Below are 20205 nucleotides of genomic sequence, written 5' to 3' on the forward strand. Positions count from 1 at the left end.
ATACTAATTTTGGAGTGAATAAAATTAAAGTTGCGGGTTACTGGTTTCGAGATACGCGTTATTTGATTCGGAGATTGGAGGTTTTAGCCTTCTTTTAAGCATTAACTCGAATTAATATTATCCCGTATCTCGAAACCCGAATCACGCAACTCGAACCAAAATTGATAAACCTATGGAATTTCATCAACTGCTTGAAAAAATTGTACAGGACAGCGCAACTCACGCCAAATGGCTGAATACCCTCTCGTTTATGGAAAATGCCGGTGCCAGGAAAATTTCCAGGTGCGAGCATCCGGTTTCCGTTACGCTGATACAGCTGAAACATGCTGCTGAAGAACACCGCCATGCTTACTATCTTAAAAAACAGATCGGAAAGATAGATCCGGAGATATGCACAACCTATGAGGCAGATGAACTTCTGGCTTCCATTGCCACCAGACAATATCTTCATTCCCTGGATATAAAGGCATGCAGGTATCTTCAGACTGTCTTTAATTTAAATAAAGAAGAGCTCAAATATGCAGCCTACCTTTTTGTGACCTATGCCATTGAAGTCCGGGCAGACGAGCTGTATCCGGTATATCAGGATATTCTGACTAAGCAATCTTCAAGGATTATGGTAAAATCTATTATTCTGGAAGAAGAGGGACACCTTGAAGAAATGATTAACCAGCTCAATGAATTTTCTGTGGAATGGCAAAAGCACGCTGAAAATATTTTGACTATAGAAAAAGAACTGAACAATCAGTGGATCAATGCTATAGCAAATGAAGTGTCACAATTGGATTATGCTTAAAAAATTCCGGGAAGCTCTTGACCGGAGAAAAGAAACCGGAATACTAAGAACATTAAAGCCTGAATTAAAAGGCATAGATTTTTATTCCAACGATTATCTTGGTTTGGCTAAAAATGAAGAATTGCAATGGCAACTGCTGAGCCATGTTCAGGAAAATCCTGCGTTACTCTCAGGAAGTTCAGGATCCAGGCTGATCAGCGGAAACAGCAGGATAGTGGCCGAAGTGGAGAACTATATTGCCCAACAGCATCAATATTCTGAAGCCCTGCTTTTCTACTCCGGCTACAATGCCAATCTGGCTCTGTTTTCTACATTACCAGACCGCCACGATACCATTATTGTGGATGAACAGATCCACCGGTCAGTTCATGACGCCTGCCGAATGTCCCACGCAAAAAAAATAAAATTCAGGCATAATGATCCTGATGATCTGGAAAATATCTTGAAAAAACAGTCCGGACAATGCTTTATAGCTATAGAAAGTCTTTATTCTATGGATGGGGATCTTGCTCCGCTTCAGGAAATAGCATCCTTAGCCAGAAAATACAATGCAGCACTGGTGGTGGATGAAGCTCATGCTTTCGGAGTTTTCGGATATGGATTGGTTGAAAATCACCAGCTGCAGGATGATGTTTTTGCAACTGTAATAACCTATGGAAAAGCTTTGGGAGCTCACGGAGCTGCTATTCTTTGCAATGCAACCGTAAAATCCTATTTAGTGAATTTTGCCTCGCCGTTTATTTATACAACATCCGCTCAGGACTTCCTGTGGCTAAGTATAAAGACAGGCTATGAACTCATAAACCAAAACCCCGGATTACAGGAAAAACTCTCTCAAAACATAAAAATCTTCAGAAATCAAAATATAGAAACCTCTTCTTCAGAAATGAGCCCGATACAAGCCGTAATAATTTCCGACAATCATCAGCTGAAAGCTTTACAGGAAGCATTATCTGCCAGAGAATTTCTGACCTATGCAGTCTACAGCCCAACGGTAAAAACGGGAACTGAAAGACTCAGGATATGCCTGCATAATTTTAATACTGAGCAGGAAATTGTTGAAATGGCGGGGATTATCAGAGGATTTGTTTGAAGGTGAAAAGGCTAAGGAAGCAAAGGCAAATAGGTTGATTTGCAAATTTGCGAATTCGCTTTTTTCACAAAACATATAACTTAACATGAACAAACTATTCATCACCGGTATAGGAACCGAAGTAGGAAAAACCATCTGCTCAGCTGTTTTGGTAGAATATTTTAAAGCTGATTACTGGAAACCTGTACAATCCGGAGATCTCGATTATACTGACAGCCATAAAATAGAATCCTGGACAGAAAAAACCATCTGTCATCCCGAAATCTACCGCCTTAAGCTCGCTGCATCTCCACACCAGTCGGCAGGGGAAGAAAATATTGAAATCAAGATTGAAAATTTTAAGCTTCCCAAAACAGATAACAGTCTCATTGTAGAAGGAGCAGGGGGACTTATGGTCCCTCTTTCTGACCATGTTTTCATGATCGACCTGATTAAAAAACTGTCACTTCCCGTTGGATTAGTGGTTCGGAATTATTTAGGGTGCATTAATCATACATTGCTCTCTATCATGGCATTATATCAAAAAGAAATTAAACTGGAATTCCTCATTCTGAACGGAACTTTTCCTCCGGATACAGAGAGAGTGATAACAGAATTTATAAAGAAAGAAACCAGGATTATCCGTATTCCTGAAATAGATCAACCTACAAAAAACAGCATTAAAGCTGCTGCAGAATATTTAACAAAAATAAATTTATGATAATGGATAAAAAAACAACCATCAGAAACAACTGGACAAAAGAAGAAATAGAAGAAATTTATCATCTGCCTCTTCTTGAACTGATTTACAAAGCATCAACAGTTCACCGTGAGTGGCATGACCCTTCAGAAGTACAGATATCAACATTATTATCGATTAAAACGGGAGGATGCCCTGAAGACTGCTCGTACTGCGGTCAGGCGGCTCGTTATCATACCAATATTAAAGTTCAGGCATTGCTTCCCACAGAAACCGTTATTGCCCATGCCCAAAAAGCCAAAGACAGCGGTTCATCCCGTTTCTGTATGGCTGCTGCATGGCGTGAAGTTCGAGACAACCGTGATTTCGACAGGGTAATCGATATGGTAAAAGGAGTCAATGAACTGGGACTGGAAGTTTGCTGTACCCTTGGAATGCTTACTGAAGAACAGGCTGTCCGTCTTCAGGAAGCAGGTCTCTATGCTTACAACCATAATCTTGATACTTCCGAACAGTATTATGAAGAAATTATTTCAACCCGGACTTTTGACAACAGAATCAATACGATCAATAACGTAAGAAAAGCCGGAATCACAGTATGCTCAGGAGGAATTATCGGGTTGGGAGAAACACACAGAGACAGAATTTCAATGCTTTTAACACTTGCAACGATGTCCAGACATCCGGAATCTGTTCCTATCAATGCACTGGCAAGGGTAGCAGGAACACCGCTTCAGGATAATGAAAAAGTGGATACCTGGGAAATGGTAAGAATGATTGCTACAGCCAGAATTGTCATGCCTTCCTCAATGGTAAGACTCAGTGCAGGCCGCATCGAAATGAACGAAACAGAACAGGCCTGGTGCTTCATGGCAGGAGCCAATTCTATTTTTACAGGAGAAAGGGAAACCTTACTGGTAACCCCTAATCCGGGAGTTTCCGAAGACATGCAGATGCTGGAAACCTTAGGGTTAAAACCAATGAAATCAGAAGTAAAATCAACCTGTAAAATATAAATAATGAATTTTTTAGCTTTAAGTTCACATATTTTGTCTTCAATTTCAATACTGATCTCTAATTTACTGGCCTATGTATAATTTAAAAGAGAGAGATAAAGCCGTCAACTGGCATCCTTACACGCAAATGAAAACAGCTGGAGACGCCATTCCTATTGTAAAAGGAAAGGGTGTTTACCTGTATGACGATGAAGGAAAAAAATATATTGATGCCGTTTCATCATGGTGGGTAACTTTACATGGACATGCCCATCCTTATATTGCCGAACGGATATCTCAGCAGCTAAATACTCTGGAGCAGGTTATTTTTGCGGGTTTTACCCATGAACCGGCTGTTCAGCTTTCAGAAAACCTTTTAGAACTGCTTCCGGAAAACCAAAAAAAAGTTTTTTATTCGGATAATGGCTCTACAGCAGTGGAAGTAGCGTTGAAAATGGGTATCCAGTATGCTTATAATCTCGGAAAAGAAAAAACAAAAATTTTGGCTTTCAAAGAGGCATATCATGGTGACACTTTCGGAGCGATGTCTGTGAGCGGAAGAAGTGTATGGACAAAACCTTTCGGAAGTATGCTTTTTGAAGTGGTTTTTATTGACACTCCCAATGCTGAAAATATTGAGCGCCTGAAGGCTGAAATTGAAGATATAGCAGAGGAAACGGTGTGTTTTATTTATGAGCCGCTGGTACAGGGCGCAGCCGGAATGCTGATGTATAAGGCTGAACATCTTGACGAACTCATGAAATTCTGCCGGAACAAAGAAATACTGATGATTCAGGATGAAGTTTTTACAGGTTTTGGAAGAACAGGAAAATTGTTTGCAGCTGATCATCTTACCGAAGCACCGGATATCATGTGCTTTTCAAAAGGACTGACCGGAGGAACGATGCCTATGGGAATCACTACTTGTTCGCAGATGATTTTCAATGCTTTCCTGTCGGACGATAAGTATAAAACCCTGTTTCACGGTCATTCTTTTACTGCAAATCCTCTGGCCTGTACCGCAGCACTGGCGAGTATGGAGCTTTTGTTAAAGGAAGAAACATTAATTTCCATTGATCGTATCAGTAGTCAGCATACAGATTTTATCAAGGTTCTGGAACAGCATCCCAATGTTAGAAATGTCCGTCAGACCGGAACTATTCTCGCTTTTGAGTATAAAACAGAACAAAATACCTCTTATTTTAATGAAACCGGAAAAATTCTCTATGATGAATTTCTGCAAAGAGGAATTATTATACGTCCGCTGGGAAATATCATTTATCTGGTTCCGCCGTATTGCATTACTTCAGAAGAACTGGATTTTATTTACCAGACGATTCTTGAAGTTCTGAGCCTGTTCGGCGAGCCAGCCCATTTCCCCATTGATGCAGCTGATCGAGGATAGGTCCCAATTCGCGGGCCTTATCCGTAAGCTTGTAATAAACTTCCGGAGGAAAATTGTAGACTTCAATCCGTTGGATCATATGGTTTTCCTCCAGCTGTTTGAGCTGTTCCGAAAGTACTTTCTTTGAAACCCGAGGCATATTTCTCCACAATTCTATAAAACGGACCTCGTCTTTTTCAAAAAGATTCTGAAAAATCAATGGCTTCCATTTTCCGGAGAGAATATCCAGACTTCTTCTGAGCCCGCAGTTTTTAAATTCTTCAAAATTCATCCTTTATAAAATATTTATGGTTAACCTTTTGGTAACCGTCTATTATTTAGCCTTGATTGAGCCATAGCTTTGCAAGCACAAAAGTATACAAAATGAAAATAGAATTATGGCGCAATGCCACATTGCTTCTCCAGATCGGAGGAAAAAAGATTTTAATCGATCCTATGCTTGGAGAAAAAGGTTCTTTAGGGAAATTTCCGATGACGAGTGACGAATCGGAGAACCCTCTGGTTGATCTTCCGTTCAGTGAAAAGGAATTAAAAGATAAACTGTCAACAATTGATGCTGTGGCTGTCACTCACCTTCATCCGGATCATTGGGACGAAAAAGCTATTGAGCTTCTGGATAAAAATATTCCGCTCATATGTCCGGAAAGTATTGCAGATCAGATTTCACAATCAGGATTTACCAATATTATTCCTGTTAAAAATGCTGTTACATGGGAAAACATCAACATTTCTATAACGGAAGGTCGTCATGGAACCGGAGAAATAGGAGAGAAGATGGGAGTAGTGAATGGATTTGTGTTTAAAACGGAAGAAAAAAGTATATACATCGTTGGAGACAGTATCTGGTATGAAGGTATTGCCGCCGAAATCGAAAGACATCAGCCTCAACATATCGTAGTGGCAGGAGGTGCTGCAACCTTTGTAGTGGGAGATCCTATAATAATGACCAGCCCGGATATCGTCAAGGTTTGCAGGCATACGCCGGACGCTTCTGTTTGGGTGACTCATCTTGAGGCAGTGAGCCATTGTAAGGAAAACCGCTCATTTATTCAGGATAAAATCAATGAAAATAATCTTCAGGAAAGATGTTTTATTTTGCAGGACGGAGAGGGCCGCTCTCTTGACTGATTAGAAAGCAAATTCCTTTCCTAAATGGCGTATTTTTTGGATGTTTTTTGAAAATTAATGTCTATGAAGCCACTGTTTCTTTTACAACTTAACTGGAAAGAATTATTTCTGGGCCACGAAGAATGGTCCTTTCTTTTAGAAATTATTCTCCGTACTGCCATTATGTTTCTTGCTATCATCATAGGACTCAGGGTTTTGGGTAAAAGGGGAGTGAAGCAGCTTTCTATTTTCGAGCTGGTAGTGATCATAGGGCTGGGTTCTGCTGCTGGAGATCCGATGTTTAATAAAGATGTGGGAATTATTTCTTCCATCCTTGTTTTCATAATCATTATTCTATTATACAGCATAGTCACTTATTTCATTGGTAGAAGTAAAAAATTTGAAAAGCTGGTGGAAGGAAGTTCCATCTGCCTCATCCGGAATGGTGAATTTTCCATTGATAATTTTAAAAAGGAAAACCTGGGCAGCGATGAATTTTTCGCAGAGCTCAGGCTGAAGGGAGTTTCACAGCTGGGACAGATAGAAATGGCCATTGAAGAGATTTCCGGTGAGATCAGTGTATTTTACTATGAGGATGAAAAGGTGAAGCCGGGTCTTCCTATCATGCCTGATTCACTAAAAAATCCTTTGAAAAATATACAGAAAGACGGTTTTTATTCCTGCACTTTCTGTGGCCATACAGAATCAAAAACCGGAGGAAATGCCGGAAACTGTTCCAAATGTAAAAAAGATGAGTGGGTGGAAGCCAGTAACAGGAAAAGAGTAACATAAAGGCTATGCTTGAACATAGCCTTTATCATTTTAATCTTCCACACATTTATTTCTGGCTGCTTTCATTCCAAAATAGAACATCAGGACCACAGCAACACTTAAGAAGCCAAAAGAACTTTTCCACGAAATGTCCCAATCATGCAGTTTTCCAAAAACCGGCGGACCGAACGCAGCAATAAGATAACCTACAGACTGAGCCATTCCGGATATTTTCACGGCATTGGCACTGTTTTTTGTCCTGGTTGAAAAGAAAAGAATGGATAAACTGAAAGACAGACCATTAGAGATGCCGATAATTACAGCATTAACGTAGATCCATTGAGTCTGCAGCCCAATAAACATCATGGTACTTCCCAACATTAATGTACAGATGAAAACGATAAGAACCCGCTGATCCTTCATTTTACTGGCAATAATTGGTGCAGAGAAAGCAATTGGGATCATGGTGATCTGAATAACAAACAGCACCCAGCCTGAGCTTTCAACCTGCATATCAGAATCAGTTAAAAAAGAGGGCAGCCAGGCCATCATGCAATAATAAAACAGCGACTGCAGCCCCATAAACAGGCTGATATTCCAGGCCTGTGCAGATCTGAACATATTAAAATCTGAGACGCTTAATGCTGTTTTTGACTGATTTTTATTCTTCTTATTAAACAACAGCTCAAGAACAAGAACAAATAAACCAAGTCCGGCAATCACCAGCCATATTCCAAGTGAACCGCGCCACCCGAAACCTGTCCATTCTCCAATTCTTACACTGAAACCTGAAGCCAGCGCAGCAGTAAGATTCATAGAGACCGCAAAAATTCCGGTCATCAATCCTATCTGCTTGGGAAAATTATTTTTAATATATCCCGGAGTTACCACATTCCCGATACAGATTCCCAGACCGATAAAAACCGACCCTGCAAACAGCATCCAAAGAGATCCTGTGATCCTCAGGAATAATCCGAAGCTCAAAATAATTAAGGAATACATCAGAAAGCTGCTGATACTGAACCGATGTGAAAACCTGCTGACAAGGACAGAGCAGGTAGCAAACATAAACAGTGGGATAGAAGTGAGCAAGCTGACCTGAAAACTGCTCAGTTTCAAAGCTTCCCGTATATCACCTAACACAGGAGAAACAGCTATAATAGGGGATCTCAGATTGCTGGAAACCAGGATTACAACCAAAACATTAATCAGCATTAAAACGTAAGAAGCGTTTTTTCTTGTTTGATTCTTCATTATATAATTTATTTATGGCAAAATTAATTCAGCTCTTTTGTTTAATTTTGCCAAAGTTTTAACTTAAAACGACATGAATCCACATAATTCTATAGATCTGGACAGCCTCGAAAAGCCTTATTTTGTATGGTTTGAGGAAAACTGGCGACATGACGACATCCTTCATTCCCATGAAAAAGGCCAGCTGGTGTATGTAGAAAGTGGATTCCAGTACATTACAGTAGATGGAAAAATGTATTTGCTTCCGCAGAATCATGCTGCATGGATTCCTCCCGGTGCCCTACACAAAACCAATTCGCATTCGGAGAAGATCAAGCTGATGATTATGTTTGCAGAAGTGGATAAAGACAGTTCTTTTCATCTTGAAACCAATGTTTTTTCAGTTCCTCCTGTTTTAAAGGAAATGATCAGGTATTCGGAAAGATAGTCAAAAAATATGGAGAATAATCCTGATGAAATGCTGTTTTTGAAAGCACTTTTCAATGAATTGCCCCAATTTGTAGAACATTCTTTGAAACTTCACATTAGTCTTCCTGCAGATAAACGGTTGTCTCAGCCTATTGGTTATCTGCACAATCATTATCATGAAGAAGTGAAAATAGAAGATCTGAGTGAACTCTCCAACCTTTCCTTACGAAGTCTGGAACGGATCTTTAAAAAAGAAACCGGTATGACTTTAAGTAAATATCAGCAGATTCTGAGAATCATAAAAAGTCTGGAACTCCTGAGTTCGGGAGATCTTACTATTTCTGAAACAGCGTATGAAGTAGGGTATAAAAGTGTTCAGGCTTTTACAAGAAGTTTCCAGTCTGTGATGCAGTCGAGGCCTACGGATTTTATAAAAACCATCCAGTAAAAATTATTATCAAAGCAAAAAAATCTCCAGGTTTCCCCGGAGATTTGTATTCATCTAAAATAAATTCTAGAACTTGAATGTGCATCCGCAAACGCTCATCTTGCCTTCAACGACTGTTGTCCACTGCCCGTTCCAGGTACCGCCGTAAGAAGCACAGATGGAAGGGCATATTTCCTTGGCATCTTCGTTGCTCCAGATAGGTCCCGCCAAAACGTCCAGCGTATATTCTGTACTTCCGGATGGCTGTGTATCGTATTCAACTTCGATAACGCTCATCTGACCTTCGACAATAGTGCTCCATTGTCCGGTGAATTTTCCTAAATGTGCCGCAGCAATACGGCCTCCGATTTTTTGTGCTTCGTCATTGCTCCAAAGTGGTCCTGCAATGATGTTGATTTTGAATGTTGACATGGTGTAATGTTTTTAAATTGTTTAACATTACAAAGTTGTCACTTTAAAGAGATATACGTTAGAGTAGAAAGTACCAAATTCATCTTTCCGTATTTTTACCTACCACACGGTCCGGTCATATAGAGCATAAAAAAGGCCTCCTAGAGGAGACCTTAAAAAAACACAAATGATGAAAAAAAATTATTTCGATCCACAAATATAAGTAAAATTTATATTATGTAAAACATTCAATAAGCACAAATTTTAAAAATTTATTAAGTCCAGTTATAAATAGGATCCCAGTTAATAGTATTTTTCTAACCATTTATGGTATTTATTTATGATCATACTTTATCATAAAATGATAAAAAAGTGTATATATTTAAAAGAGTATAAATATGACTAATGAGTGTTTCCGTTAATTATAGATACTCATTCAACAAGTACAGATCAGTAAAATATCTTACCGTTCCGGATTCTTACCGCTTTTTCTTTTTCCATTTTCTTTACAACCCTGATAACAGTTTCTACACATAAACCGGTAAGGGAAGCCAGATGCTGTCTGGTAAAAGGAAACTGATAAGAATATTTATCGGTAAACTGGTTATAGGATTTCAGGCATTCCATTACCCGTTTTACCTTGGTTCCGGGATCGGGCGAGGCAAGATTGCTCAGCATCACATGCCTGTAATGCATCCTTTCTGCAGTATAGCTGTAGAGTTTTAGGAGCAGATCGGGGGAATTTCCGACGAGTTCCAGGAATTTATTTTTATCTAACCTGATAATCTCACAATTGCCCATTGCTACTGCATTAACGGCATATGGCTTATCCGTAAAAAGAGAGCTTTCTACAAGGCAGTGGCCGTCAAAGGGTACACTATGTATTATTTCACGACCATTTTCAAAATAGTTATTGATCTTTACAGTTCCGGATCTGATTTGAAAATAATATTTAGGATAATCATTTTCTTTAAAAATAACATTATTTGCTGTATAATTCATCAGTTCCGCACCTGAGGAAAATAAAAGTTCTTCATCTATTACCATAAGCATATCTACAACTGTTCTTGAGTTACAAAAATAAATTTAAATTAGTTTGATCTTTACAATTTTTTATTCAAAAATAATTATTACTTCAAAAAAAAGCGATAAAACTTTAAAATTTAAACAAATTCATAATAAATATTCACCAACATGACTCCAATCATAAAATAGGCCACATATTCCCCTTACTTTTGGTAAAGGAAAATAACATTCCCCATCAATACATTACGTTTTAACATTGACCTCTCAACCGAGAGGTTTTTATTCATCTTATGACCCCGCTCATAAAGAGATTCTCACGGTTTTTATAACTTAGTCTAAAATCTCTACAATGAAACCAAAGCAGATCAACAGAGTTGCACAGCAGCAATCGGGCGGATTTCATGACACAGAAAGCCAGAAGGAGTTTGAGCCGGCTCTTCTTCCTCTTAAATTTGATATATTAAAACAAAGATTTTTCTCTGTCAGTAAATGGCAAAGCTATTGCGGTGAAGGGTTTGCATCATTTAAGCTGTATGATTCCTATGGAAACGAGACAGAAAGAGCCCCTCAAAAAGGAGATTTCATGAGAATTGATATTCCCGGACCCGGAGATACCGAAGCAAAAGGATACGATTGGGTAGAAGTTACCGATATCTGCTTTCAGGAAGATAACTTTTCTGAAAGTATCATCATCACATGTAACCCTTCCAGAAATCCACAAAATAAAAAGAACAGACATATTGCCCATTTTTACAGCTCCAAAGCATCCTCTTCCTTTATGATTTCCAGGACACCCACTCACTTGAAAGCAGCGGTTTACGGAAGGAATGAGACTCCCAATTTGAATGCCGGATTTATTGACATCATCAGGAATCTTATGGTAGCCGTAGGAGGAATGATGGGAATATCGAAAATACAATGGAAAAAACTTTCAGATGGTTTTCTTGATTTCGAATAAGTATTAAGTTTTTCTCCCTTACTATATTACTGGGAATGTCAAAAGAATGACATTTAACATATTTCCCATATTATAAGTATTATTTAATGCATAGCTAATATTAAAATGATAAATTTAGGTCAATTAAAATTTTAAACTGAAATACCCACCGGTGTGGATAAGGTATTCCGGGATTTTTAATTCATTCGTTACGAAAGAATTTTTATCAAAATAAAATGACACATAAACCATTACACAATTTCCATATTCCGGTAATGGGACTGGCTTATACCATAGACAGCCCGATCCGTGTTGCCCAATATGGAATTTCTTCCGTTATTTCCATCATTGACGATGAAATCCTGGAAAAAATGAAAAACTTCTATAATAAGAAATTCAATCTTGATTATTTAGGAATTTCCACAAAAACTGAGGACTACAGGGCGAAAAGAATTACAGCTTACCTGGATATGGTAGATGATATCGTGAATGAAAAATTTGAATCATTCAAACAGGAAATCATCAGAAACAAAGAGGCATTAAAGAATTTCATGGCCATTCTTCCCAATACTTCAGACCTGAAAAGCGGATTGCAGAATTTGATGAATCAGAAGGAGAATTTAGGTTCCGGCATCAAAAACTTTATTGAAACCAATCTGAAACCCGGAAGTATCGACGTCAATATCATGACGAAAGTTGATAAAGATAATTATAAAAAAGACGAACAGCTTCCTGTCATATTTAATGATGCACATGCTTCGTTGCGTGGTTTTGCACAGAGCAAGCTGTCTTCTTCAATGGTACTTTCTGCGGGAATGAATCCGCGCCTGTACAGCTATATTGAAGAATTTGATGACTTTTTCCCTGACCGGAACGGAATTCTAAAAAAGAAAATCATTCTTAAGGTCAGTGATTTCCGTTCAGCCATGATACAGGGAAATTTTTTGGCTAAAAAAGGGCTTTGGATCTCGGAATACAGAATTGAATCCGGACTGAACTGTGGAGGGCATGCATTTGCCACGGAAGGAATGCTGCTGGGGCCTATCATGGAAGAATTTAAGCAGAAAAAGAACGACCTTATCCAGTCTGCCCATGCTTTAATGGTCACTGCACTGGAACAGAAAGGAAAACATGTGATTTCTGAACCCCTTGAAATGAAAATTACCGTTCAGGGAGGCGTAGGAACTTCTGAAGAGCATGAGTTTTTACTTGAAAATTACAATGTAGACAGTGTGGGATGGGGATCTCCGTTTCTTTTAGTTCCAGAAGCGACCTCTGTAGACACCGAAACCAGAAACCTGCTTTTAAAATCTAAAGAACAGGATTTTTACCTGAGCAATATCTCACCTCTGGGCGTTCCTTTTAATACGGTAAAAGGAACCTCTAATGAGATTCTGAAATACCAGAAAGAAGCTGCCGGAAAATATGGAAGCTCATGCCCGAAAAAATTATTGGCCCTGAGCAAAGAATTTTCACCGCAGGGAACCTGTACAGCCTCTAAAAAGTATCAGGACATCAAGTTAAAAGAACTGGAGGCTGATCATGCACTTACCGCAGAAGAATTTTGTAAAAGAAAAACTGAGATTACAGATAAGGCCTGTCTGTGTGTAGGATTGGTCAATGCTGCTTACATGGAGCATAATCTGGATATAAAAGGAGAAAAGCAGGGAGTGGTGATATGTCCGGGACCTAATCTGGCTTTTTTTGATAAAGAAGTTTCACTTTCAGAAATGGTAAGGCATATCTACGGGAATACCAACATTCTTCCTGATAACCAACGTCCGAATATGTTCATCAACGAGCTGAAAATGTATGTTGATTATCTTAAAAAAGAAATCGGCAATTCTTCGGTACAGGTTACCAATGCCCAAACCAAAAAATGGAATTCCTTCAAAAAGAATATCCTTGAAGGGATTGATTATTATAAAAACCTGTTTCAAACATCCACTTTCTTTAAAAGCAGATTGAAAACCATAGAACTGCAGCTGCAGGAATATAAACTGATGCTTACAGCCATTGAGATTCCTCAGGCTGAAAAGTAACGGTATTTTTTTAGATTGATAGATAAACAGCTTTCGTTATGAAGGCTGTTTTTTATTTATAATACCTATAAAAGGTATGCTTATTTTGAATCTGAATCCTCCCTGATATTCCCTACCTTAGATACTTCTTAAAAATTTTAATTCAATTTATTTTATGGAAAAAAGAAAGATAAAAAATACCGATTTGTCGGTAGCTCCTGTCAATTTTGGAGGAAATGTTTTCGGATGGACACTTGACGAGAAACAGTCTTTTGATATATTGGATCAATTTGCAGATGCAGGATTCAATTTTATAGATACTGCAGATGTTTACTCATGGTGGGTTAACGGGAAAGGAGGGCAGTCCGAGGAAATTATCGGAAAATGGATGAAAAGCCGTTCCAACCGCCAGAATATTGTTCTGGCCACCAAAGTAGGAGCCCAAACCGAAGAACATGGCCTGGATATCAGCAAAAAACATATCCTGAAATCTGTAGATGAATCTTTACAAAGACTTCAGACTGATCATATTGATCTCTATTATACTCATTATGATGACAATACGACACCAATAGAGGAAACTCTTTCTGCATATGATGAAATCATTAAAGCAGGAAAAGTAAGGTATATTGCGGCTTCCAATCTATCTCCCGAACGTCTGAAAGCCTCATTCGAAGCCTCGGAAAAATATAGTCTTCCAAAATATGTTGCCCTGCAGCCCCATTATAATTTAATGGAAAGAGAAGGTTTCGAAAAAAATTATGCTCCGCTTGTAGAAGAATTCGACCTTAGTATATTTCCGTACTGGTCATTAGCTGCAGGTTTTCTTACCGGAAAATACCGGACCGAAGAGGATTTGGGTAAAAGTCAGAGAGGTGAAGGCGTAAGAAAATATCTGAACCCGAAAGGCCTTGAAGTACTGAAGGCTCTGGACCAGGTCAGTGAAAAGCATCAGACCACACAGGGAACAGCTGCTTTGGCATGGCTTCTGGCCAATCCTCTGATCACGGCACCAATAGTAAGTGCAACGAGTGCTTCTCAGCTTGATACTATATTCAAGGCTCCGAAACTGGTTTTGGATCAGGAAGATATTGAACTGCTTAATGAGGCAAGTAAATAGTTCCTTTCTCATACAAAAAAAAATATCCGCCCGGTTTTGCTGAGCGGATATTTTTTTTGACTATTTTTTTAATGATCGATGTTATAAGCTCTTTCAGATTTATTAATGTTGAGCTATAGAAATTTAATCGGAATATTCTTTTAAAAGCTGTCTGTAGCTCATCAGGATAGAAGATTTTGATATAAACCCGATAAAATCATTATTTTCACTTGTTACCGGAAGGTTCCATACCCCAGTGTCATCAAAAACCTGAAGAATTTCCAAAGGCTTATTTTCTCGGTGAATAACTGCTGGCGGGGTTTTCATAATCTGGGAAACCGTCATTGAGCTGTCTGTTTCTTTATTGAAAAGATAAGGACGGATGTCATCCAAAGTCAGGATACCTTTCAGTTTTCCTGCTTCATCTGTAACTGCAAAAATATTTTTATTTCCGTTTTTTACCTGTTCAAATAATTCGGTAACCGAAGCATGCTCATTAATCGTTTCTGAAAATCGGTCTATGAAATCTTCTGTTTTTAAAGCAAAAAGCAGGTTGGTATCGTGCTGTTTGGTCAGTATTTTTCCCTGTTCAGCCAAAGATTTAAGCTCGGGAGAGATCGGGGAGAACCATTTCGCAATAAGATAGGAGATAATAGATACAATCATCAGCGGAATAAAAAGATCGTATCCGAAACTGGATTCGGCAATCAGGAATATGGCTGTAAGAGGGGCATACAGTACACCACTCATTGCACCGGCCATCCCTACAAGCACGAGATTCGTTACCGGAACGTCAGTAAACCCAATATGCTGGCAAACCAGAGCAAATAAATATCCAACTGTGCCACCGGCAAAAAGGGAAGGGGCAAAATTACCGCCATTACCTCCGCTGAATATGGTAAAAGACGTAGCAAAAGCTTTTAAAAGACACACCAAAACCAGGAATATAATAATGGTCCAATCACCGATCTCAAAATACCTGAAAAAGCTGTTTCTGATAATAGCATTGGTGCTGCCGTTGGTAAAAGCCTTCACCGTTTCATATCCTTCCCCGAATAACGGTGGAAAGAGCACACAGAGCAGCGACAGCACCAATCCGCCAAACATTGCTTTTCGCATCCTTGAAAGTTTAAGCTCTTTAATGAAATGCTCAACCTTTTGGGAAATGACCACAAAATAGCGGGCATACAAGCCTGTTACAATTCCGAGAATAAGATAATAGGGAACATTTTTATAATTAAAAGGATCTCTGGTATAAAACCTGAAAAGTACGTCTTCCTGAAGCAGAATTCTGGATAAAAGACTTCCGCACACCGCAGCCACTACCAAAGGTATAAAGTCTGTAAAAACTACACCTGTCAAAAGAATTTCAAAAGCGAACATAATCCCGGCAATCGGAGCATTAAAGGCCGAAGCAATCCCTGCGGTCGCACCTGCAGCCAGCAAGAGTGTCCGTTCTTTGTAGCTCAGCCTGTAGGTCTGCGCATAATTGGAACCGATGGCAGCCCCGGTAACGGCAATGGGACTTTCCAATCCGGCAGAACCTCCCAATCCTACGGTCACAGCACTCTGGATAATCTGGGAATACATTTTCACAGAAGCTACAATACTTGAATTCTGGGCAATTTCGTATAAAATGGCACCGATTCCTTTTCTGTCCTGCCCTTTGAATAGAGTAAGCACAATAGATGTGGTGAGCACAATCCCCAGAAACGGAAAGACAATATAGAACAGGATCTGGTATTCAAAATGAACCTTATGCGTAATAAAATTGTGAATGGTATGGACAAGAGTTTTCAGGACCACTCCGGCAAGCCCCGCCGTACAGCCTACAAGGATCCCGGAAAGCACCAGAAATTGGTTCCTGCTGAGCCTGTTATTCAGCCAGTGAAGGATGAGCTCATAGCTCCGGGCCTTTTCCAGCCCGTATTCCTGAAAGTCTCTTTTAAATTTTAGAAAGCTTAAATACTTCTTTTTGTTGTGAATCTTCACCTGAAAACCAATTTTAAAACTGTGATGGTTCCGTAAATTTATGAAATATCTTGATAAGGATTTAGTATTTGGCGGCTATAAATTGATTGATTCCAAACATAATGTATTGAAATTAAGAACATTGAAGTATTATAAATATTTTTTAATAAAATTTCGTTTTCAAAATTTATAAATTCAGCTTTGATTTTCTAAGGATTAAACTTCTACAGTTCTTCTATGCAGCAATCCGTAAATACACTAGGTTGCTGATTCTAAACGGTCTTTTTTCAGGTTATTGATAAAATAGGACGGACTTACACCTGTTTCTTTTTTGAAGATAACAGCAAAAACTTCTCTTGATGAAAATCCACAGGCTTCAGCCAGATAACTGATCTTATATTCTCTGTAAATAGGGTTTTCATAAAGCTTATTGATGATATAATTGATCCTGAGACCGTTGATATAATTATTGTAATTGTTTTCTTTATACTGTTTGATAATTTCTGAAAGATACCGTGTATTGGTATTCAGATCGGTGGCAAGAGAAGTGAGACTGAGGTCTTTTTTAATGAATTTTTGTGATTTTTCAAATTTTTCCAGCTTGCCCAGGATCATTTTCACTGTTTCATCTGTAATGGTAATGCTTTTTTCAGATGACACTTCCAGCTGCGTATTTTGTATCGGACTGCTATTGTTTTTGTTCAGCGTATTAATAACAGCTTCATAATTTTCGTGAAGTTTTTTCTGGTTTCTCTTCCAAAACAGTATCCCGCCTGCCACAAGAAGAATAATAACGGTAAGACTGATCATCAGAATTTTCTGAATGTTACCTGTATGAGCTTTTCCCTGTTCGTCCATTATTTTTTTTACGGGCGTGTTAATGGTTTTCTTCTCTTCATTCACCAGGCTGTCATTGAGCTTTGTGTAAAGATTCATGTATTCTTTTGAAGCTTCTTTATTTCCAAGTTCTACATATGACTTAAAATTAACTTCATAAATATCTCTCCTGATATAGGGAATACTCATTGATTTTTCCAGTTGTTCAGCTTTTTTGCCGTACTGTACCGCCAGATCATATTTTTTCTGATCATAATACAGCCAGGCATATTCATTTAAAATCGTACATTCCAGGTTTTTGGGCACCTTATAATCATTATTCTGAGCTATTTTTAGTGCCTTTTCAAAATAATTTTCAGCATCGTTGATCCTTTTGGAAGCAACGCTTGTCATTCCCAGATTCATATAAGATAAAACCAGAAGAAAGTATTTTTTTGATTTAAAATCTTTGCTATTTCCAATATGAACCGCACTTTCTAAAGACTTTTCCTGATAATGTATAACCGAATCCAATGGTGCTTCCACATGAGCCAAATAACTTCCTATACCTGTATATATTAATGATTTGAGATAATTCTTAGTGTCAACAGTTGATACTTTTTCAGCTATTTTTAAAGCTTTTCTAAACTCTGCAATACTTTCATTGTTAAAACCCAATTCCGTATAGGATGAAGCTCTTAGCCTATAAGTATTGGCCAGTTTCGCATCAGACCTTGTTTCAAGAGCAAGCTTTTCTGCTTCTGTACTGAGCTCAATTACTTTTTTGTAATTTCCTATATCATAATATCTGGCCATCAGGATAGAACCGCTTTCCAAGATTCCTTTTGTATACCCGTTTTTTTTAGAGACACGATAGATCTCATTGGAAAGGGTGATAGATTTTCCTATATTGTTTTTTGCTAATTCTTCAGCACGGATAATTTCGGCATCAATTTGTGAGTTTGTGAGAGGCCCGGAACCTAGTTGAGCATTAAAAAGCCCGAAAACCAAACAGGGCAGAAGTAAAATAGTATTTTTCATTATTGTGTTTTGAAAAAGTAAATTAAGTACAATATTAACAATTACAGTTTAATAATAGTGTTAGTTTTTCAGAATTTATATGATTAATTAATTTTTTAAACTTACTGAATTTTAATTGTTTAAATTCAATCAACAGCTTTTAATTCTGCAGGTTTTTAAGTTTGATAAAATATCCTGAAATAGCTGTTCTTTTTTCAGAAATCATTTCGCTTGGTACTTTTCTTTACCGGGTTAAAAGCTTAATATTACTATTCTGAATAATAAAATTCCTTTAACCGTAAAAAACACAAACAGAAATATATGGATCTAAAAAACCTGAATATTGGGGCAATGATAAAAGAAAAAGTAGCTCAAAGCGGTATAGAAATGTCCCGGATATGTAAATTTCTCAACTGCAAGGAAGAAGATGTTATGAAAATGTATGATTCTCCTTCTTCTGACACAGAAATGCTGTTGCGGTGGTCCAAGCTTCTACAGTATGATTTCTTCAGGCTCTATTCACAGCATCAGATTTTGTATTCGCCCCAGTCTTCCATGAACTATATCCAAAAGAAAAATATACCGGATTCATTGCCGGATTTCCGTAAAAACCTTTATACCAAGGAAATCATAGAATTTGTTCTGGACAAGATCAGAAAAGGGGAAATGACAAAATCAGGTGTCATTTCTGAATATAAAATTCCCAAAAGCACCTTATACAAATGGCTGCATAAATACAATATGATGTAAAGTGAAAATACAATGAAAAATATCCCTGATTATAAAAGAATATACACAGACCTTATCAATGAAAGGTATCCTGAAAAAAAAGAAGCATTCAAAGCCATACTTTCCCAAAAGGATTTGTCCCTGCTTGATGTGATCAAATGCAGTACTATTCTTACGGATGTAGAAGATAAAAATGCCGTTACCTTTAATCAAAGGCACCGCTGTTTTGACCGGCAAACCATCATTGAAATACTGGACTATCAAAAGGAAAATGGTTATAACAATACCCAGCTCGCAAGACATTTTAAGCTGAGCAGAAATACCATTGCAAAATGGAAAAAGAAATTCATTTAAAAATAAAAATAACCTCTCATTTAGGAAGTTTTGTTATTTTCGCTAAACTACTTTTGCTTTACGTACAATTTTGGTCAAGAGATTCGGGAAAAATCTTTTAAGATAGGTTCCCAATACTTCCTGTCCACCTATGGAAGCCTGGTTTTTCTTTTTTTCTATCGCTGAAAGCATTTTCCGGGCGAAAACATCAGCAGGCATTCCTTTCTTGGTGGCATCATCCATAGTACCCTGCAGGGAGCCATTACCGGTCACTGCATTAATGGAGATATTGGTCTGGACAAATCCTGGACAAATGATCGTCACTATGATATTCCTGGTATACAATTCGGCACGCAGGCTGTCAAAAAAACCATGGAGTGCATGTTTTGCAGCAGCATAACTGCTTCGCATAGGTGCTCCGAAAATACCCATCAGGCTGGAAACTACAGCAATATGTCCGCCACCGTTTCGGATCATGTAGGGAAGAACAGATTTGGTAAGAGCTACCGTTCCTATAAAATCAATATCCATTAAACGTTTATCCACTTCTATATCAGTTTCTATAGCCAGTGAACGCTGGGAAAGCCCTGCGTTATTGATCAGAATATCTATTTTTCCAAATCTGTCTACAACTTCTGCCACAACATCCGGCATTTTTTTGTAATCCTCCAGATCCAATGGTAGTACAGTAAAACGGTTGGCCTCAAGCCCTGCTTTTTGGGCAACAGCATCTAACTGATCTTTATTTCTTGATGAAAGAATGATTTTTGCACTGCTTTTTATTGCCAGTTCGTTAACCAAAGCTTCCCCGATTCCTGAGGAAGCTCCTGTAATCCAAACTACTTTATTATCGAAATAACTTTTCATCCTTGTTTTTTTAGTGTTTGCTTCTTAATTTTTAAAATTC

21 protein-coding genes are annotated in these 20205 nt (G+C 38.2%); 14 read left to right on the forward strand and 7 right to left on the reverse strand.

Going from position 1 to position 20205, the window contains the following annotated elements:
- Positions 1–172: 172 nt before the first annotated feature.
- The 5 genes from ACM40_RS17895 to bioA all read left to right on the forward strand — a co-directional run bounded on the left by ACM40_RS17895 (position 173) and on the right by bioA (position 4968).
- Positions 173–796 (forward strand): hypothetical protein, encoded by a 624-nt coding sequence (locus tag ACM40_RS17895; RefSeq protein WP_048504163.1) that lies wholly within the window; start codon positions 173–175, stop codon positions 794–796.
- A complete protein-coding gene (locus ACM40_RS17900; protein ID WP_048504164.1) occupies positions 789–1889 on the forward strand; it encodes an aminotransferase class I/II-fold pyridoxal phosphate-dependent enzyme in 1101 nt (366 codons plus the stop codon). The genes ACM40_RS17895 and ACM40_RS17900 overlap by 8 nt, the downstream gene beginning before the upstream one ends.
- A gap of 85 nt (positions 1890–1974) precedes the next feature.
- Entirely contained in the window at positions 1975–2589 is a 615-nt protein-coding gene (gene bioD, locus ACM40_RS17905) for a dethiobiotin synthase (RefSeq protein ID WP_048504165.1), read from the forward strand.
- Positions 2590–2591: 2 nt separating this feature from the next.
- Positions 2592–3584 (forward strand): biotin synthase BioB, encoded by a 993-nt coding sequence (gene bioB / locus ACM40_RS17910; RefSeq protein ID WP_048504166.1) that lies wholly within the window; start codon positions 2592–2594, stop codon positions 3582–3584.
- A 73-nt stretch (positions 3585–3657) separates the two neighbouring features.
- Entirely contained in the window at positions 3658–4968 is a 1311-nt protein-coding gene (gene bioA, locus ACM40_RS17915; RefSeq protein ID WP_048504167.1) for an adenosylmethionine--8-amino-7-oxononanoate transaminase, read from the forward strand.
- Here bioA and ACM40_RS20315 read toward each other — a convergent pair.
- Entirely contained in the window at positions 4886–5239 is a 354-nt protein-coding gene (locus tag ACM40_RS20315) for a winged helix-turn-helix transcriptional regulator (RefSeq protein WP_083996900.1), read from the reverse strand. The genes bioA and ACM40_RS20315 overlap by 83 nt on opposite strands.
- A 92-nt stretch (positions 5240–5331) precedes the next feature.
- Here ACM40_RS20315 and ACM40_RS17920 point away from each other — a divergent pair, with 92 nt between their 5' ends.
- Both ACM40_RS17920 and ACM40_RS17925 read left to right on the forward strand, forming a co-directional pair.
- Complete coding sequence (locus ACM40_RS17920; protein WP_048504168.1) at positions 5332–6096, forward strand: MBL fold metallo-hydrolase; 765 nt, start codon at positions 5332–5334, stop codon at positions 6094–6096.
- A gap of 63 nt (positions 6097–6159) precedes the next feature.
- The gene (locus tag ACM40_RS17925) at positions 6160–6867 is read left to right on the forward strand and encodes a DUF421 domain-containing protein (protein WP_048504501.1); all 708 of its coding nucleotides are present in this window, start codon (positions 6160–6162) and stop codon (positions 6865–6867) included.
- Positions 6868–6897: 30 nt separating this feature from the next.
- Here ACM40_RS17925 and ACM40_RS17930 read toward each other — a convergent pair whose 3' ends face one another.
- Positions 6898–8100, reverse strand: coding sequence for a CynX/NimT family MFS transporter (locus tag ACM40_RS17930; RefSeq protein WP_048504169.1), 1203 nt, complete (start codon positions 8098–8100; stop codon positions 6898–6900).
- A gap of 73 nt (positions 8101–8173) precedes the next feature.
- Here ACM40_RS17930 and ACM40_RS20790 point away from each other — a divergent pair, with 73 nt between their 5' ends.
- A complete protein-coding gene (locus ACM40_RS20790) occupies positions 8174–8527 on the forward strand; it encodes an AraC family ligand binding domain-containing protein (protein WP_228376212.1) in 354 nt (117 codons plus the stop codon).
- Positions 8528–8536: 9 nt separating this feature from the next.
- Positions 8537–8956, forward strand: coding sequence for a helix-turn-helix domain-containing protein (locus ACM40_RS20795; RefSeq protein ID WP_228376213.1), 420 nt, complete (start codon positions 8537–8539; stop codon positions 8954–8956).
- A gap of 66 nt (positions 8957–9022) precedes the next feature.
- On the opposite strand, the gene ACM40_RS17940 is transcribed toward ACM40_RS20795, so the two are convergent.
- On the reverse strand, positions 9023–9367 hold the full coding sequence (locus tag ACM40_RS17940; protein ID WP_048504170.1) for a mannan-binding lectin: 345 nt from the start codon (positions 9365–9367) through the stop codon (positions 9023–9025).
- A 429-nt stretch (positions 9368–9796) separates the two neighbouring features.
- Positions 9797–10399, reverse strand: a complete 603-nt coding sequence (locus ACM40_RS17945) for a Crp/Fnr family transcriptional regulator (protein WP_048504171.1) — start codon at positions 10397–10399, stop codon at positions 9797–9799.
- A 322-nt stretch (positions 10400–10721) separates the two neighbouring features.
- On the opposite strand from ACM40_RS17945, the gene ACM40_RS17950 reads away from it, so the two are divergent.
- The 3 genes from ACM40_RS17950 (at position 10722) to ACM40_RS17960 (ending at position 14450) form a co-directional block, all read left to right on the forward strand.
- On the forward strand, positions 10722–11330 hold the full coding sequence (locus tag ACM40_RS17950; protein WP_048504172.1) for a hypothetical protein: 609 nt from the start codon (positions 10722–10724) through the stop codon (positions 11328–11330).
- Between the two features lie 215 nt (positions 11331–11545).
- Positions 11546–13351 carry a hypothetical protein gene (locus ACM40_RS17955; RefSeq protein WP_048504173.1) on the forward strand — a complete coding sequence of 602 codons (1806 nt, stop codon included), beginning with the start codon at positions 11546–11548 and terminating at the stop codon, positions 13349–13351.
- A 154-nt stretch (positions 13352–13505) separates the two neighbouring features.
- On the forward strand, positions 13506–14450 hold the full coding sequence (locus tag ACM40_RS17960; RefSeq protein WP_048504174.1) for an aldo/keto reductase: 945 nt from the start codon (positions 13506–13508) through the stop codon (positions 14448–14450).
- A 123-nt stretch (positions 14451–14573) separates the two neighbouring features.
- Here ACM40_RS17960 and ACM40_RS17965 read toward each other — a convergent pair whose 3' ends face one another.
- A complete protein-coding gene (locus tag ACM40_RS17965; protein ID WP_048504175.1) occupies positions 14574–16421 on the reverse strand; it encodes a chloride channel protein in 1848 nt (615 codons plus the stop codon).
- A 237-nt stretch (positions 16422–16658) separates the two neighbouring features.
- Positions 16659–18257, reverse strand: coding sequence for a tetratricopeptide repeat protein (locus tag ACM40_RS17970; protein ID WP_048504176.1), 1599 nt, complete (start codon positions 18255–18257; stop codon positions 16659–16661).
- Positions 18258–18557: 300 nt separating this feature from the next.
- Between ACM40_RS17970 and ACM40_RS17975 the strand changes: the two genes are divergently transcribed.
- Positions 18558–18986 (forward strand): transposase, encoded by a 429-nt coding sequence (locus ACM40_RS17975; protein WP_048504177.1) that lies wholly within the window; start codon positions 18558–18560, stop codon positions 18984–18986.
- Positions 18987–18998: 12 nt separating this feature from the next.
- The gene (locus ACM40_RS17980) at positions 18999–19319 is read left to right on the forward strand and encodes a helix-turn-helix domain-containing protein (RefSeq protein ID WP_048504178.1); all 321 of its coding nucleotides are present in this window, start codon (positions 18999–19001) and stop codon (positions 19317–19319) included.
- Positions 19320–19361: 42 nt separating this feature from the next.
- Here the strand turns inward: ACM40_RS17980 and ACM40_RS17985 are convergent, their stop codons facing one another.
- A complete protein-coding gene (locus ACM40_RS17985) occupies positions 19362–20165 on the reverse strand; it encodes an SDR family oxidoreductase (protein ID WP_048504179.1) in 804 nt (267 codons plus the stop codon).
- Positions 20166–20205 lie beyond the last annotated feature (40 nt).

Source organism: Chryseobacterium sp. BLS98, from assembly GCF_001045445.1.
GTDB lineage: Bacteria > Bacteroidota > Bacteroidia > Flavobacteriales > Weeksellaceae > Chryseobacterium.

What these genes read in the sequence shown, in the direction of transcription:
- ACM40_RS17895 (WP_048504163.1), top strand. Translation starts at nt 173, where the DNA reads ATGGAATTTCATCAACTGCTTGAAAAAATTGTACAGGACAGCGCAACT.
- ACM40_RS17900 (WP_048504164.1), top strand. Translation starts at nt 789, where the DNA reads ATGCTTAAAAAATTCCGGGAAGCTCTTGACCGGAGAAAAGAAACCGGA.
- bioD (WP_048504165.1), top strand. Translation starts at nt 1,975, where the DNA reads ATGAACAAACTATTCATCACCGGTATAGGAACCGAAGTAGGAAAAACC.
- bioB (WP_048504166.1), top strand. Translation starts at nt 2,592, where the DNA reads ATGGATAAAAAAACAACCATCAGAAACAACTGGACAAAAGAAGAAATA.
- bioA (WP_048504167.1), top strand. Translation starts at nt 3,658, where the DNA reads ATGTATAATTTAAAAGAGAGAGATAAAGCCGTCAACTGGCATCCTTAC.
- ACM40_RS20315 (WP_083996900.1), bottom strand. Translation starts at nt 5,239, where the DNA reads ATGAATTTTGAAGAATTTAAAAACTGCGGGCTCAGAAGAAGTCTGGAT.
- ACM40_RS17920 (WP_048504168.1), top strand. Translation starts at nt 5,332, where the DNA reads ATGAAAATAGAATTATGGCGCAATGCCACATTGCTTCTCCAGATCGGA.
- ACM40_RS17925 (WP_048504501.1), top strand. Translation starts at nt 6,160, where the DNA reads ATGAAGCCACTGTTTCTTTTACAACTTAACTGGAAAGAATTATTTCTG.
- ACM40_RS17930 (WP_048504169.1), bottom strand. Translation starts at nt 8,100, where the DNA reads ATGAAGAATCAAACAAGAAAAAACGCTTCTTACGTTTTAATGCTGATT.
- ACM40_RS20790 (WP_228376212.1), top strand. Translation starts at nt 8,174, where the DNA reads ATGAATCCACATAATTCTATAGATCTGGACAGCCTCGAAAAGCCTTAT.
- ACM40_RS20795 (WP_228376213.1), top strand. Translation starts at nt 8,537, where the DNA reads ATGGAGAATAATCCTGATGAAATGCTGTTTTTGAAAGCACTTTTCAAT.
- ACM40_RS17940 (WP_048504170.1), bottom strand. Translation starts at nt 9,367, where the DNA reads ATGTCAACATTCAAAATCAACATCATTGCAGGACCACTTTGGAGCAAT.
- ACM40_RS17945 (WP_048504171.1), bottom strand. Translation starts at nt 10,399, where the DNA reads ATGCTTATGGTAATAGATGAAGAACTTTTATTTTCCTCAGGTGCGGAA.
- ACM40_RS17950 (WP_048504172.1), top strand. Translation starts at nt 10,722, where the DNA reads ATGAAACCAAAGCAGATCAACAGAGTTGCACAGCAGCAATCGGGCGGA.
- ACM40_RS17955 (WP_048504173.1), top strand. Translation starts at nt 11,546, where the DNA reads ATGACACATAAACCATTACACAATTTCCATATTCCGGTAATGGGACTG.
- ACM40_RS17960 (WP_048504174.1), top strand. Translation starts at nt 13,506, where the DNA reads ATGGAAAAAAGAAAGATAAAAAATACCGATTTGTCGGTAGCTCCTGTC.
- ACM40_RS17970 (WP_048504176.1), bottom strand. Translation starts at nt 18,257, where the DNA reads ATGAAAAATACTATTTTACTTCTGCCCTGTTTGGTTTTCGGGCTTTTT.
- ACM40_RS17975 (WP_048504177.1), top strand. Translation starts at nt 18,558, where the DNA reads ATGGATCTAAAAAACCTGAATATTGGGGCAATGATAAAAGAAAAAGTA.
- ACM40_RS17980 (WP_048504178.1), top strand. Translation starts at nt 18,999, where the DNA reads ATGAAAAATATCCCTGATTATAAAAGAATATACACAGACCTTATCAAT.
- ACM40_RS17985 (WP_048504179.1), bottom strand. Translation starts at nt 20,165, where the DNA reads ATGAAAAGTTATTTCGATAATAAAGTAGTTTGGATTACAGGAGCTTCC.